Source organism: uncultured Campylobacter sp. (genome assembly GCF_937921625.1).
Classification (GTDB): domain Bacteria; phylum Campylobacterota; class Campylobacteria; order Campylobacterales; family Campylobacteraceae; genus Campylobacter_B.
The window spans coordinates 30,150-44,306 of the sequence record NZ_CAKZTI010000047.1 but is presented as its reverse complement, the minus strand read 5'-3'; the positions used below and the strand labels follow the sequence as shown (position 1 = coordinate 44,306).

At 46.3% G+C, this 14,157-nt stretch carries 14 protein-coding genes; 10 read left to right on the top strand and 4 right to left on the bottom strand.

What is annotated here, in order from left to right; genetic code table 11:
• Positions 1-211: 211 nt before the first annotated feature.
• The 3 genes from Q0101_RS07665 to Q0101_RS07655 all read left to right on the top strand — a co-directional run bounded on the left by Q0101_RS07665 (position 212) and on the right by Q0101_RS07655 (position 3,883).
• Positions 212-781, top strand: a complete 570-nt coding sequence (locus Q0101_RS07665) for a hypothetical protein (RefSeq protein WP_297943955.1) — start codon at positions 212-214, stop codon at positions 779-781.
• A gap of 21 nt (positions 782-802) precedes the next feature.
• Positions 803-3,250 (top strand): molybdopterin-dependent oxidoreductase, encoded by a 2,448-nt coding sequence (locus Q0101_RS07660; RefSeq protein WP_297943952.1) that lies wholly within the window; start codon positions 803-805, stop codon positions 3,248-3,250.
• Positions 3,251-3,679: 429 nt separating this feature from the next.
• Complete coding sequence (locus Q0101_RS07655) at positions 3,680-3,883, top strand: hypothetical protein (RefSeq protein ID WP_297943950.1); 204 nt, start codon at positions 3,680-3,682, stop codon at positions 3,881-3,883.
• A 66-nt stretch (positions 3,884-3,949) separates the two neighbouring features.
• Here the strand turns inward: Q0101_RS07655 and Q0101_RS07650 are convergent, their stop codons facing one another.
• Positions 3,950-4,084, bottom strand: a complete 135-nt coding sequence (locus Q0101_RS07650) for a hypothetical protein (protein WP_297943947.1) — start codon at positions 4,082-4,084, stop codon at positions 3,950-3,952.
• A gap of 94 nt (positions 4,085-4,178) precedes the next feature.
• Between Q0101_RS07650 and Q0101_RS07645 the strand changes: the two genes are divergently transcribed.
• The gene (locus Q0101_RS07645; RefSeq protein ID WP_297943945.1) at positions 4,179-4,397 is read left to right on the top strand and encodes a hypothetical protein; all 219 of its coding nucleotides are present in this window, start codon (positions 4,179-4,181) and stop codon (positions 4,395-4,397) included.
• Between the two features lie 275 nt (positions 4,398-4,672).
• Here Q0101_RS07645 and tpx read toward each other — a convergent pair whose 3' ends face one another.
• Positions 4,673-5,197: a thiol peroxidase gene (tpx, locus tag Q0101_RS07640; RefSeq protein ID WP_297881845.1), complete on the bottom strand. Its 525-nt coding sequence runs from the start codon at positions 5,195-5,197 to the stop codon at positions 4,673-4,675.
• An 89-nt stretch (positions 5,198-5,286) separates the two neighbouring features.
• Here tpx and Q0101_RS07635 point away from each other — a divergent pair, with 89 nt between their 5' ends.
• The 6 genes from Q0101_RS07635 to Q0101_RS07610 all read left to right on the top strand — a co-directional run bounded on the left by Q0101_RS07635 (position 5,287) and on the right by Q0101_RS07610 (position 12,763).
• On the top strand, positions 5,287-6,765 hold the full coding sequence (locus Q0101_RS07635) for an NINE protein (RefSeq protein ID WP_297943942.1): 1,479 nt from the start codon (positions 5,287-5,289) through the stop codon (positions 6,763-6,765).
• A gap of 60 nt (positions 6,766-6,825) precedes the next feature.
• Positions 6,826-7,269, top strand: a complete 444-nt coding sequence (locus tag Q0101_RS07630; protein WP_297943939.1) for a DUF805 domain-containing protein — start codon at positions 6,826-6,828, stop codon at positions 7,267-7,269.
• A gap of 216 nt (positions 7,270-7,485) precedes the next feature.
• Positions 7,486-7,998 carry a heme utilization cystosolic carrier protein HutX gene (hutX, locus tag Q0101_RS07625; protein WP_297943937.1) on the top strand — a complete coding sequence of 171 codons (513 nt, stop codon included), beginning with the start codon at positions 7,486-7,488 and terminating at the stop codon, positions 7,996-7,998.
• A 1,023-nt stretch (positions 7,999-9,021) separates the two neighbouring features.
• Complete coding sequence (locus Q0101_RS07620) at positions 9,022-9,621, top strand: disulfide bond formation protein B (RefSeq protein ID WP_297943934.1); 600 nt, start codon at positions 9,022-9,024, stop codon at positions 9,619-9,621.
• Between the two features lie 20 nt (positions 9,622-9,641).
• Complete coding sequence (locus tag Q0101_RS07615) at positions 9,642-10,250, top strand: cytochrome C (protein ID WP_297943931.1); 609 nt, start codon at positions 9,642-9,644, stop codon at positions 10,248-10,250.
• A complete protein-coding gene (locus Q0101_RS07610) occupies positions 10,247-12,763 on the top strand; it encodes a molybdopterin guanine dinucleotide-containing S/N-oxide reductase (protein WP_297943928.1) in 2,517 nt (838 codons plus the stop codon). Before Q0101_RS07615 ends, Q0101_RS07610 begins: the two co-directional genes overlap by 4 nt.
• Before the next feature lie 820 nt (positions 12,764-13,583).
• Here Q0101_RS07610 and Q0101_RS07605 read toward each other — a convergent pair.
• On the bottom strand, positions 13,584-13,847 hold the full coding sequence (locus tag Q0101_RS07605; protein ID WP_297901723.1) for a Txe/YoeB family addiction module toxin: 264 nt from the start codon (positions 13,845-13,847) through the stop codon (positions 13,584-13,586).
• Positions 13,844-14,107, bottom strand: coding sequence for a type II toxin-antitoxin system RelB/DinJ family antitoxin (locus Q0101_RS07600; protein ID WP_297943925.1), 264 nt, complete (start codon positions 14,105-14,107; stop codon positions 13,844-13,846). Before Q0101_RS07600 ends, Q0101_RS07605 begins: the two co-directional genes overlap by 4 nt.
• Between the last annotated feature and the right edge of the window lie 50 nt (positions 14,108-14,157).

Here is a 14,157-nt window from a genome sequence, read left to right as displayed (position 1 = left end):
AGACTCAAAAGTAAAATTTTTACAGAGCTTGTGTTTGCTTGTATTTTTAGCCATCAAAACAATCGATAAAACTCATTGATAAATTTTCTGCCAAATCTTATTTTTAATAAAAATGAATATTAACTTTCTTAAATAAAGCTAAATATAACAATGTAATTTTAAGCCATTAGGTTATAAGATTTTTTTAAATTTTATTTTTAAGGATTGCAACATGAAAATGCTATTTTTAGCCCCTGTCTTAGCATGTAGTCTTGCTTTTAGCGCCGATGTCATCGCAAAAGATACCAATATAACGCTAGATGGCAAGATGATCGGAAAGATCGAGGTTTTAACACCAGTTGAAGTCGTCGAAAAAGGCGATAAAACGAGCAAGATCAAGGTTAGTGGCGTAGTTTCGGCAAATTACTTAGCCCAACTTCAAAGAAGTATAGAAGATCCAGAAATCTTTGTAGCTTTTAATGACGAGAGTGAGGCAAATTTCAAAAAAGTAAAAGATCTTGAAGATGACTACGGCGAAGTATGGTACCAAGCAGAGGGTGTTTACGAAGTGCCAAATGATGCACTTGGTGGCGATACAAAAAAGCTTTACGTAAAAGCACAACAAATTTACGAAGAGACTTGTTCCGCATGTCATAGACTTCATGAGCCAAATAGCTTTACAGCGGCTCAGTGGCCAGCAAATTTAGCTGGAATGGTCGATGCAAAATTTGTAGCACTAGACGAAACTGACCTAAATTTAGTGCTCAAATACTTACAACACAATGCCAAAAAAGTAAAATAAATTTTTCATAAGGGAGAAAATATGAAAAGACGAGATTTTATAAAATTTTCTGCACTTGCAGCCACAGCAGCGCAGGCAAACAAGATAGAGGGTGTGACTAAGACCATTTTTGACCAAAAGAAAACCTTTGGCGCAAATAGATTTGGGCTATTTTGGGCAAATACCAACTCAAATCAAATCGTCTCCGTTGATCCATTTGACGGCGATAAATTCCCAAATACAATGAATAACAGCTTGCCAGACCTCATCCAAAATGAAAGTCGCGTACTCTATCCGTACGTAAGAAAAAGCTACCTAAAGGCAAAAGGCGCAGCAAAAAGTGAGCTTCGTGGCAAGGAAGAATTTGTACGTGTTAGCTGGGATACGGCACTTGACCTTGCTGCAAAAGCCCTAAAAGAAAATTTTGACAAATATGGCCCTGAAAGCATTTACGGCGAATGCTACTGGTGGGGCGGCAGTGGTAAGATCAGCTGGGGTAGAACCGTTGGTCACAGGATGCTAAAAGTGCTTGGTGGATATGTTGAAGAGAGTGGCGACTACTCAACGGGAGCTGGGCTTGTCATCATGCCTCACGTCCTTGGAAATAGTGCAGTTTATGACGCTCCTACAAAATGGGAAGCTATGGTTAAAAATGCTAAGAACATCGTATTTTGGGGTACTGACCCGCTTGTAACTGGTCAAATTTCATGGCAGCCACCAACACATGATGGTTATCTTGGCATTAAAAAGATAAAAGATGCTGGTATTAAAACTTATAGCGTTTGCGTCTTTAAAAACGATACCACAAGATACCTTGGCTCTGAAGCCATCATCGTTCGTCCAAACACTGATGTAGCAATGATGCTTGGTATGTGCCACTATCTTTATGAAAACAAGCTTTATGATGAGGAATTTATCAAAAAATACACCGTCGGATTTAATAAATTTAAAGCGTATTTTTTAGGCGAGAGCGATAAAATCGTAAAGGATGCAGCTTGGGCAAGCAAAATTTGCGGGCTTAGCGAGGATGCTATTGCGAAATTTGCTACAGCGCTTGCAAAGGAGCCGAGCACGATCCTAATCGGTCGCGGTTTGCAGCGCGCAGATCACGGCGAGCAGCCTTTCTGGGCGCTAGTGGCGCTTAATGCGATGCTGGGGTATATCGGCAAGGAGGGTCTCGGCTTTGAATTTAGCCTGGGCTACGGCTCTGCGGGCGCTACGAATAAGGTGGCTCCGATTTTAAAGGGACTTAGCACGCGCATAGATGAGAAATACGAAAACACTGGCTCTGCGCCTTGGAAAAGCGCGAAAAACATCACCATCCCGTCCTCTCGCAGCATAGAGGCGCTGGAGCATCCGGGCAAGCAGATCGATTATGACGGCACCAAGATCAAGCTGCCGCATATGAGAGTCGCATATATGGCGTGCGGATCGATGTTTACGCGCCATCAAGACGTGAATAATATTGTGAGGCAGTGGCGTAAATTTGATACCGTTATCACCGCCGAGCCTTACTGGACGAGCACGGCGAAGCTTAGCGACATCGTACTTCCCGTCGCGATCGAGGTCGAGCGCAACGACATCAACCAAACTGGCGCTACGGGCGAATATATAGTCGCTTACAGGCCTGCAATCGAGCCGATGGGCGAGAGCAAGAGCGACTTTTGGATATGCGAGCAGATCTGCAAGCGTTGGGGATACGGCGAGGTCTTTAGTGAGGGCAAGGACGAGCTAGGCTGGATGAAGGAATTCTACGCCGATGCCGTAGAGCAAGCCAAAGGCCTAAATATAACGATGCCTAGTTTTGAGGAATTTTACGACAAAGGCTTCGTGCGCTTTGAAAAGGACGACGAGAGCAGCGCGCTATATACGCGCCTTGCGGCATTCCGCGAAAATCCCGCCAAAAACCGCCTCGGTACGCCGTCTGGCAAGATTGAGCTCTACTCGCCGGTAATCGCTAAGATGGGCTATGCCGACTGCCCGCCGATGCCTACTTGGATCGAGCCTAAGGAGTGGCTAGGCGATGCGAAAAAGACGGCGAAGTATCCGATTCACGTCGTAAGCCCGCACTCTCGCTACCGCCTGCACAGCCAGCTAAACAACTCGATCATCAGAAATTTTGCCGAGGTTGGCGGCAGAGAGCCGGTGCTGATAAATCCAAAAGACGCCGAAGCGCGCGGGCTTGCGAACGGCGATATCGTGCGCGTTTTCAACGACCGCGGCGAAATTTTGGCAGGCGTACTCGTTACCGACATCGTGCCCGAGCGCGTCGCAGCGATCTGCGAGGGCGCATGGTACGATCCAGAGGTTTGGGGCGAGAAGAGCCTCTGCCAGCACGGCTGCGTAAACGTGCTTACGTTCGATAAAGGCACGTCAAGTCTCGCGCAAAGCAACTCGGCTCACACCGTGCTTGCCCAAATCGAGAAATTTAAGGGAGAGATTAAGCCGATACAGGCGTTTAGTAAACCTAAAATCTTGCAATCTTTGTAGCGCGTTGTCTCGTGAGTGCTTTTTGCGGAGCTAGTAAAATTTCGGCTCGATGAACTATACGTTCTATCTACGCCGAAATTTTACGTCGCAACCACAAAAATCATCTCAAAACAAGCGTAGCGTTTTTGCAAAGCAAAATGTTTCTGTAAAATACTTCCGCTTGTCTTTTTGGCGGCGCATCGTCTCGCGAGCGTCTTTAAATGAGTTTGAAAATTTTGGACTGCGGCAGACTACTTTCTAGCCTTGACTTAAAATTTCTGCACAACTCTCAAAATCATCTCGCGATACTTCCGTTTGTCTTTTTGTGCTCAAATTTGGTGAAATTTGAGCGTAATTTACTTCTTTCGTGTTCGTCAAATTTGAATGTAAATTTTGCGCAGGTTAAAAACTCTGCTAAAATTTGCTCAAATTTAACCCAAAGGCCGCGCCGTGCAAATCCCGAATTTGATCCAAAATTTTATCCGCAAACGTATCGTTTCAGAGTGCATTTTACTACCTTTTTTCTACCCCGAGGGGGGCGAGTTTGAGAGTTTTCAAGAGGGATATAGGCTCGCTAGCCGCAAAACTGGCGAGGAGCTAGCAGACGGATGCACCAGGGCAGTGGCGCAAGAGCTGGCAGGTCATCGCGCGTAACGGCATGGATGATCCGTTTTTCGTAGATTTTGCCCTGGGGGACGCCTCGCCCGTGTATTTTGCCTATCACGGCGCTAGCTCTTGAGAGCCGATAAAGGTCGCGGACGACATCGTTAAATTTGAAGAAATTTTAACCGCACTTGTCGCGCTTAAGGCGCCTTGCTCGCTTGAAGCGATCGCGCCGCTTACTGATTTAAACAACGAATTTTACCGCGAGCTAGCGGACGACTACGCGCGGAAAGATGAAGCGTGCGAGGAACCCAAATATAAATATTTCAGCGTTTTTACCCTGGACTTGGGCGCGGATCAGGTAAAAACGCTCGTATTTTTAAAGAAATTTTTTGAAGACGAGAACTTTACGGCGACTAAAGAGAGGACGCAAAACCTGCCGCTTTGCGTATTTAGCGGCATAGAGGAGCTGGCGCTACCGCTGCAAGACAAACTCGCCTCGCTCGGAATTAAATTTTACGCGCGGGAGATCTCTTTTAGCGAATTTATCGCGCGGAGTAGTTAAGCGGGCAAATTTTAAAATTTCAACTCCCGCTGCTGCTAAATTTAAAATTTAGCAGCAGGCGATCCTATAAATTTTGTTCTTATCCGCTTGCTATCGCAGTGCGTTAATAGCTTTACGTACGCTGGAGCACAAATTAAAGCGTAAAATCAAAATGTAAAATTGAAGTGGATTTTAAGCGCCCTACTTCGTTTTTTACTTGCAGTAGGGCGAATTTGCTTAAAGTAGTGAACTAAAGCGAGGCGAAAATTATCCAAACCTTGGATCTGTTATCTTGCTCAGTTAGAGCAGCTGTTGCGAGCGACGAGCTCTGCAAAATCTAGCGCTGCGTCGTAGTCGGGCTCAGAGGCTATGTCGCTTACGAGCTCTTTATAAACCACAACGCCTGCGGTATCTATGACGAAGATCGCTCTGGCGCTGAGACCTGCTAATGCGCCGCTGGCGATGAGGGTGCCGTAGCGGCGGCAAAATTCCTTATCGCGGAAATCGCTTGCAACGCGTAGATTTTTGATCCCCTCAGTCGTACAAAACCTTCCCATCGCAAATGGTAAATCCATCGAAACGACGATTACTTCGGTGTTGGGAAGCGATGCTGCGCGCTCGTTGAACTTACGTGCCTCCGTCGCGCAGACGGGCGTATCTAGCGATGGCACAGCGACGATGATTTGCACGTGCTTGCCGCTAGCGATCTCGATTTCGCTTAGATCTTGAGCTACTAAGCGCACTTGCGGCGCGCGATCACCTAGATTTATCTCTTGTCCGCTTAGCTCTACAGGCTTTCCTTGAAATGTTACTTTTGACATTTTTGTCCTTTGTTTTGAATTTGTAGCGGCGAATATACAAAAATTCCTTAAATTTCAGGTAAAATTGCTTTAAAAATCAAGGAGAGCAGATGGGCGAAGATATTTGGGGCGGCAGCAATTCTGCGTCGCTAGCTAGCATAAGACGTAAAAGTGGCGAAGAGAAAAAGCCCCTGGATGAGAAACCACAGGAGCAATCTGAGAATTTAGATTTAGCGCAAGAAGCTCTTGTGGCGGATGATACTAGCGAGCAAAATTTCGCGGCTCAGAATTCTACTTTTACAAAACAGAATTTCACACCACAAAATTCTGTGGAGCAAAATTTAGCTTTTGCAGCTCAAGGCTCGGATGAAGAAAATTCTATTTTACGAGATTCTGCTGCGACAGGCTCTGGCGAGCAAGATTCTAACGCTAAAAGTTTGAATTCTACCGAAGATGCTACGAACTCGCAGAATTTTGCAGAGCAGAATTCCACTTGGCAAAATTCAGCTTCCTCAAATTCCGATAGAATTAGCTCTACACAAAGCTCAGCAAGGCAGATCTCAGCGGCTAAGGCTTATGATTTAAATAAAGCCTACGTATTTTATATGTTCCTCGGGCCTTTCGGTGCGCATAGATTTTATCTTGGGCGTATAATTTCCGCGATTTTTCAGCTTTTAGGCGGGCTGCCATTTCTCATCTGGCTTTTTTTAGTAGTGGTTGCTGTCATGTGGACGAGTATAGAAGGTAACGATCTGTTAGCGCTTATAAACTCGTCTCGTCCGGATTTGGGTGTGCAAGCATCAGACCTAAAAGATATAGAACAGGGCTTTTTTCATTTTATGGTTATTTTCTCGGTGCCTAATGTTTTGTTTTTAATTTGGCTTGTTAGCGACTTTTTTAGGTTGCCTGATATGGTGCGAAAGCTAAATGTATCCGTAGGCGCGGGAGCAATCCTGTATGTTTATGCGGATGACGCTAAAGAGCAGAGCGAAAATCTATCTACTGCCAAAACTACCCTTTACATAGCGTTTGGGCTTGAGGCGTTAAATGCGGTAGGCAGATATATCAAGAATGTAGATAAAGTGGGTGCGTTGGAAGGCGTCGGACTTATATCGATGATATGCCTAGCTGTGGGGCTATATTTTTTAGCGCGCGCTATACGCAGCACGGATCTGCTATCAAACGCCGTGATAGTTGGAGTTTCCTCGGCTATAAGCGCAGTAAGCACTATATTTGTAGGATTTGAATTGTTTAATCCATCAGTTTTTATGATAAGCATTTATTGTGTATGCACAGCGGTATATCTGATCTATCAGCTGCTAGTTAGTAAAGAGCTTTATGATTGTAGCGGAGAGAAAAACTATCTAAGAGCGTTTTATGTTATTGCAGCTACGGAGATAGTATCTCTAGTCTTGATAGCGCTTGACTCGCAGCTTTTTGCCTTAGTATTTGCCATAGGGTGGTTAGCTTCGGTAATTCTAAATGTTTCGGCGGTTTATGGCACTAGAGAGGTTACCGCTTCAAAAGGCGGCTACGGCCTAGTGCATCTGGCGTATCACGTAAGGCAGATGAACGGGCGGGAGTTTTAGGTATTTAAATTTAAGGGGCGATTAGTATAATCCTATATTATTTTAAAAAAGGAGTTTTAAATGACTTTTATGGAGTCCGTGCAAACTTGCGTCAAGCAAAAATACGCCGCATTTAGCGGGCGAGCATCGAGGTCGGAGTACTGGTGGTTTTTTCTATTTACCGTGCTTGGCGGGATTGTTTTGAGCTTGATAGATGGCATTTTAGGCACTACGATAGGGTATAATCAAATAATAGCCGGCAAAATCGTCCATCAAGAAATCGGCATTATAGATGCGCTTTTTCAGCTGGCTATGCTCGTGCCAGCCATCGCCGTATCGGTCAGGCGACTACATGATACCGATAGAAGCGGCTGGTTTTTTATGCTTATTTTAACGCCGATCGTGGGTGCTTTTTTCGGCGATATCGGGCTTTTGGTATCATTTGTGGGTTGGATAGTGCTGCTTGTATTTTTCGTGCAGCGCGGCGATAGCGGGTCCAATCGCTTCGGATACGATCCGCTATGATATAGCTCTAAACTTTGCGGAATTTTAGAATTCTAAAATTCCGTGCAGATAAAATTCTTTGTATTGTCGTTTAAAATTCTACGCATAAGCACTTTGTAGCGCTAAATTTTTCTTCAAATAAGCTTTGAAAATTCACTCTAATTGATTGCCGTTATCTGTAACTTAGAATTTTTATATTATAATGGCTCTTAAAATTTTATTTACGAAAGGGTAAAAATGAAAGAGAGAATCGAGGCGCTGTTTGCGCAAAACCCTAAAATTTCGATCGCGCAGATCTGCAAGGAGCTGGGCGCGAAGGAGATCGACGTGCTGCTAAACTTGCCCGAGCGCTTCGGAAAGAGCGCGGGCGGCGATAAATTCGGCGAGGTCATTAGGGAGCTTGAGGGCTGGGGCGAGGTGCTTTTCGTAAAAAATACGCCGAGCTTCATCATCGAGTTTAAAACCAAGATCCCAAGTGGCAAGAGCGCGCGTGGATTTTATAATTTCGGCATGGGCGCAAACGGCGATGAGGCGCATGGGCTGGGCATTTTATCAGGTCATCTAAAGACGGATGAGATCGATAAGATCATCCTCGTGACGCAGACTTTCATGGGGATGCTCTCGAAATTCGTGGGCTTTTACGACAAGGCGGGCGAGAATATCTTTAAAATTTACGTCTCGCGCGACGAGAAAGGACAGCTGCTAGCCGAGCAAGACGCGAAATTTGAAGCGCTAAAAGCCGCGATTTAGCGTTCGCGCAAGACCGTTTTTGCGCGGCTTGCGTAAAATTTACTCTTGTCGGGTATTTAGACTTGATCTCGCCTTTTGCGCGCGAGATCAAATCCGTAAAATTCTACTGCGAAATAACACTGCGCGCACTCTTGCGGGTTTGCGCGCAAAATCGATCCGCCGCCGCCCTCTTTATCTCCCGCCTATGCGCATTTATGGTTTTGATCTGCGGCGTAGAATCGCCTCCTTTTCTCGCCGCCTTCATTCAGAATCGATCTTGTCGGTTTAATTTACCAAACCGACTTTAGCGTGCAGGAATAGTTTTTCGAATTTGACGCAGAATCGCCCTTTTCTTTATTTCATCCCAAGCGCGCGCAGTATCTTGGGCGCAAAGAGTTTAAATTTAAACGGGCTCGTGGCAGGGCGAATTAAACTGATAAAATTTAGTCGGAGGATTTATGCAGCGGCGTTTTTAGCGGCTTTAAATTTTAAATTTTAGATTTGTTGCGCCACGCCGCCGTAAGGCGTAAATTTCGATCACGGGCTGTTTTGATCGAGCGCAACTTCGGGCGATTACAATTTTAAGCGCGCATGATTTTAAAATTTGCGCCGCACCGCTAGCTTTATTCTATCTTGTCGCGCCGGATTCCGTTCTACCGCGCCTATCTTCTGCCGCATCTCGTCTTGTCCCGCTCTCCTTTCTGCTCTGCGCCCGTTCGTTTTTTAAAAAGCGGCGTGAGAGCGAGAAAAAAACCGCCCTACTTCGGATCAAAATTTTATTTTTCCTCAAAACAGATCCCGACAAAGATAAAATTTTATAAAATCTACCATCTTAATTTCATATCTCAAAAACTTTCCGCCGCCACGCAAGGAGCGTCAAATTTTAAAATTGAAATTTTATACGTTAAGCTTAAAGCTCATAAAACTCCGATATTTAGGGCAATACGGACCTAAATTTTTATCTTTTATTGCTATAATTCCCTCATAAATTTAAATCTTAAGATTAAAAAGTATTCTTAAGAATTTTATAAGATGGAGGAGATCTTGAATAGATTGATTTTAAAGATTTACGCATGGCAAAATAGTGCCACGCCATGGTTTTGGCTCTTTGTGATAAGCGCAGGCTATCTTGCGGTATCATATTTTTTCTTTCAGCGCTGCCTTTTTATGTCGCCTACGCAGATGAGCGCCCTCGTGCGTCTGGGCTTTGCCGTAGCGGGCGCGGGCGCGCTCATCGGCTTACTGCTACCGTTTAGCTTCATAGCAAGGCTCATTGCTTACCTGCTCGGCTTTGCAGGCGCGATATACGGCTATTTACAAAGCTCCGCGCCGCACCCCGCCACAGATACCGCAAATTGCCTCGCAGCGCCTGCATTTCCTTTTGCGGCGCCGCTTGATAGCCTGCTGCCGGAGCTATTTCGCCCCGCAAGCTGCACGGGCACTCCGTCCTTTCCCGCAGACACCGCGCTTAGCGATGTGCAGAGCTTTTTTGGCGGATTTTACGGCGAGGGATTTTATCTGGTGCCGAGCATTAAATTTGCAGATGCGGCGCAATGCGCGCAGGTAGCGTTTGCGGCATTCGCGGCCGTTTTGGTCGTGATGTTTGCGAGCTTTTTATACGGCAGATTTACGAGAAGTTTTTAAAATTTTAAGAAAGGATAAGCATGAAGTTTTTAAATTCTATTGCGGCTGCAGCGGCTCTTGCGGCTGCGATCGCAAGCTACGCTGGCGCCGAGGTCAAGGCGGGCGAGACGCTTTACGGCACGGTGCTAAAGCAGGTAAGCGTAAGCGGCGATTTGTCGCACAAGGACGGCAGGCTGCTGCCTACGAATGCCATAGAGGTCTTGGAGGTCAAGGACGGAGTAGTGAAATTTTCGCTCATCGGCTATCAAAATCCAAAGGCGCCCAACGTTATTTATTTCACGCCCAAAGCGCGCATAATCGCGGTGGCATTTTCGAAGCAGGCTAAGTTTAAAAGCGAGAGCTTAGGCGAAGAGGACGGCTTTAATAAGGTTAAAATAACCGCCTACACCGACGAGGGCGCGCTAAGCGGCGACGTGGATAAAATTTTCGCGGGTGCTAAAGAGAAATTCGAAGCCTCGTGTAGCGTCTGTCACGCTCTGCACCAGCCCGTCAGCTACGAAGCCAACAGATGGCCGGGCTACATCAAATCAATGCTCTCGCGCACGCCTATTAGCAAGGATGAGAGCTGGACGGTGGTGCAGTATCTGCAAAAGCACTCCAAGGACGTAAATTTAAAGGATATGAAATGAAAAGACGAAATTTTTTAAAGCTCGGAGCGACGCTCTCGGCGCTTCCGCTCATCCCAAGCTCGATGCTCGCGGCGGATAAGCTTACCGCGCTTAAGAAAAACGGCGAAATTTTAACCGCGGCGCGATGGGGAATTTTAAAAGCCAGCGTCAAAAACGGCAAGATCGTAAAATCTGCGCCGTGGAAGATCACCTCTAAAATTCCAAATACTCTTCAAAATACGATGGCGGATCTCGTTTATAACACGCGTATCAAAGCGCCGATGGTGCGAAAATCATATCTCGCCGATCCAGATAATCCAAAGCCTGAGCTTCGCGGACTTGACGAATGGGTCGAGGTAAAATACGAAGACGCGATCAAACTCGTCGCGCGCGAGCTTAAAAAGACGCGCGAGCAGAAGGGCGCGAGCTCGGTGTTTGCGGGCAGCTACGGCTGGCAGAGCACGGGCAACGTGCATGTCTCAAGGACGCTGCTTCATAGATTTATGAATTTAACCGGCGGCTTTACGGGCGTCACGGGCGATTACTCTACGGGCGCGGCACAGGTCATCATGCCGCACGTAACGGGCTCAAATCAGGTTTATGAGCAGCAAACCTCGTGGCCGGTGGTGCTTGAAAACTCCAAAGTAGTGGTCTTTTGGGGGCTCAATCCGATCTCTACGCTTCGCGTAGCGTGGACGAGCTCGGACGAGCAGGGATTTAAGTATTTCGAGCAGCTAAAAAACAGCGACAAAGAGATCATCATCATCGATCCGATCAAAACCGTAAGCGGCAAGTATTTCGAGGGCAAGGCGCGATGGATCGCCCCTCGCCCGAACACCGACGTGGCGATGATGTTAGGCATGGCGCAGCATCTCTACTCACAGGGCAAGTACGATAAGGAATTTTTACAAAACTACACCGTGGGCTTTGAAAAATTCGTGCCGTACCTTACGGGGCAGAGCGACGGCGTAGCCAAGACGCCCGAGTGGGCTAGTGAAATTTGCGGCATTAGCGCGGATGTGATAAAAGAGCTTGCGATAAAATTTTACGAAAATCGCACGATGATAATGGCGGGTTGGGGTATCCAGCGCGCTCATCACGGCGAGCAGGCGCACTGGATGATCGTAACTCTATGCGCAATGCTGGGGCAGATCGGACTTGCCGGAGGGGGCTTTGGCTTTAGCTACCACTACGCTAACGGCGGCGCGCCTACCTGCGCGGGCGGCGTGATCGGCGGAATGAACGCGGCAAGCGTCGGCGTTGTTAAGGACGGCAAATTTTTAGGGCTTGCGCAGGATCAGAAGCAAGGCGGCGAAGCTACTCAAGCGTGGCTGGTAAATACGGCGAAGGTTGCCTTTCCTCTAGCTCGTATTGCAGACGCGCTGTTAAATCCGGGCAAGACGATCGACGCAAATGGCGCAAAGATCACTTATCCGAAGATCGATTTTATCTACTGGGTCGGCGGCAATCCGATCGTGCACCATCAAGACACCAACACCAACATCAAAGCTTGGCGCAAGCCGCGCACCATCGTAGTGAATGAAATTTACTGGACGCCTACTGCGAAGATGGCGGACATCGTGTTTCCGACCACGACGGAGTATGAGCGCAACGACATCACGATGAGCGGGGACTACTCCAACATGCACATCATTCCTATGAAGCAGGTCGTCGCTAAGCAGCACGGCGCGAAGGACGATTATCAAATTTTTACCGACCTTTGCAAGGCTTACGCAGACGGGCTTGCCGAGGCTTATACGGACGGCGGCAAAACGGAGATGGATTGGATCAAAGAATTTTACGAAGGGGCAGCTAGCGCCGTGAATGCAAACACCGCTTTGGGCGTGCAGATGCCGAGCTTTGAGCAGTGGTGGGAGAAAAACGAGCCGACGGAATTTTACGAAACGTCAGAGAGTGCTGCATACGTGAGCTTTGAGGATTTTAGAAATGATCCCGTTTTGGAGGCTTTGGGAACGCCTAGCGGGCTGATTGAAATTTACTCCGATACGATCGCTGCGATGAACTACAAAGACTGTGGCGCACATCCGATGTGGTTTGAGCCCGTCGAGTGGCTCGGGATGAAGGATAAGCCTGCGAAATTTCACCTGCTTAGCATCCATCCGTATGACCGCTTGCATTCGCAGCAGAGCAATACCTCAAATCGCAAGAGATACGCCGTCGCGGATCGAGAGCCGGTGTTAATAAATACCGAGGACGCTAAGGAGCTAGGTATCAAGCAGGGCGATCTGGTGCGCGTATATAACGCTCGCGGCGAAATTTTGGCGGGAGCCAACGTAAGCGACGACATAATGCGCGGTGTGGTGCAGATATTCGAAGGCGCGTGGTACGATCCTAACGCCGAGGGGCTTTGTAAAAACGGAAATCCGAACGTGCTTACGATCGATCTTCCTACGAGCGAGCTTGCCAACGGCAACATCGCGCACACGGCGTTAGTAAATATCGAGCTTTATAAACACAAGGCGGGCGAGGACATCAAACTAACCGCATTTATGCCGCCTAAAGGGGCGAAGTAGGGATTTGGAGCGGTTTAGGTTTTAAGACTGGCTCATTGCTGGCTTGGACTAGATACGCCGATCCTCTACAGGCTTTAGCCAAACTCGCCGTGGTTTTGATACGGCGAGACGTATCGATTTCGACTTGCCGCGGCTTTATATAGTCCGGCTGTGTATTGGGACCAATTTGCTTGCTACAGCCTCGCGACTGCAACGATAGGTCGCGGGGCTGATTTAAATTTTATAGCCTTGCGCTTGCAGTGATGACTGAGTTGATTTGATTTATCGTAACTTTGAGCTGTGTGGCAGGCTGGAGATAACAGCGAGCAATATTTGCCTCGCCGCCCTACTCTCTACTTGCTCGTGAAATTCTCGCCAAATTTAAGAACTTGCCGTTTGGACTAAAATTTCAATCCAAACTAAAAAATCGCCTAAGCTTCCATTTAAAATTTTTCTTCGGAATTTGCGTATCGCTAAAATTGTCGCTGTAAATTTCATTTTTATCGGTGAAATAACCGCTGTTTTGAGCCTGCGGTATAAAGTCGGTCCGATCTTCTATTTTTACGTTTAGCGCCTTGAAATATTGCAGTAGCTCATGATACTCTTTTGCAGATACGGCATTTATTAAAAAGCAATTTCTGTTGTTAAATTTAACGACGAAATTTCTTTTTAGCAGCCAAGGTAAAATTTTGAAATTTACTGCTTTAAATCTGCACTGAATTTCAAAATTTTAAGCCATAAAATAAGATAAAATTTTAAAATTCCACGCTTTTTTTTGGTGTGAAAGTTTTTATTTTGGGACAAATACTACCGCTTTGATATTGATGCTTTTGTACGTATTTTACTTATCTCCATAGTGAGTTTTACACTGAGCTATTTCTATGGCGCCATTAGATATTCTAAATACGAGCCGATTTTTTCCATCTATTCTAACACTATAAAGCCCCGATAAATTGCCCTTTAGCGCTTCGGGTTTGCCTATACAATCGTAGCCGTTACGCTCTATATCTAGGATTAACTTATTTATACGCTTTAGGATATTTTTATCATTTTTCTGCCAATACAAATAATCCTTCCAAGCTTCTTGCGACCAGATTTTTTTCATCGATCCGCTTCTAACAAATCGTGCTCAATCCCGCTATTTTCCTTTAATTCGTCAAAAGAGTGCTTAAGATGAGATAAATTTTCGTGGCTGTAAAAGGGATCTGCCGTCAGCTCGAAAGGAATTTTGCGTTCTTGCAATACTTTTTTAGCAAATATTGTAAAAGCAGTAGTTAAATTTAGCCCCATTTCAGAGCATACTTCCTCCAACCCTTTTTTAAGCTCGGCATCCATTCTAAAATTTACGTTTATAGATCGCGTCATATTGTCTCCTTTTTGACTGCATTATACATTATTTATATGGATAATGCAAT

Bases quoted from the DNA above. Each gene is read 5' to 3' on its own strand.
- Q0101_RS07665 (WP_297943955.1), top strand. From the start codon at position 212: ATGAAAATGCTATTTTTAGCCCCTGTCTTAGCATGTAGTCTTGCTTTT.
- Q0101_RS07660 (WP_297943952.1), top strand. From the start codon at position 803: ATGAAAAGACGAGATTTTATAAAATTTTCTGCACTTGCAGCCACAGCA.
- tpx (WP_297881845.1), bottom strand. From the start codon at position 5,197: ATGTCAAAAGTAACATTTCAAGGAAAGCCTGTAGAGCTAAGCGGACAA.
- Q0101_RS07635 (WP_297943942.1), top strand. From the start codon at position 5,287: ATGGGCGAAGATATTTGGGGCGGCAGCAATTCTGCGTCGCTAGCTAGC.
- Q0101_RS07630 (WP_297943939.1), top strand. From the start codon at position 6,826: ATGACTTTTATGGAGTCCGTGCAAACTTGCGTCAAGCAAAAATACGCC.
- hutX (WP_297943937.1), top strand. From the start codon at position 7,486: ATGAAAGAGAGAATCGAGGCGCTGTTTGCGCAAAACCCTAAAATTTCG.
- Q0101_RS07615 (WP_297943931.1), top strand. From the start codon at position 9,642: ATGAAGTTTTTAAATTCTATTGCGGCTGCAGCGGCTCTTGCGGCTGCG.
- Q0101_RS07610 (WP_297943928.1), top strand. From the start codon at position 10,247: ATGAAAAGACGAAATTTTTTAAAGCTCGGAGCGACGCTCTCGGCGCTT.
- Q0101_RS07605 (WP_297901723.1), bottom strand. From the start codon at position 13,847: ATGAAAAAAATCTGGTCGCAAGAAGCTTGGAAGGATTATTTGTATTGG.
- Q0101_RS07600 (WP_297943925.1), bottom strand. From the start codon at position 14,107: ATGACGCGATCTATAAACGTAAATTTTAGAATGGATGCCGAGCTTAAA.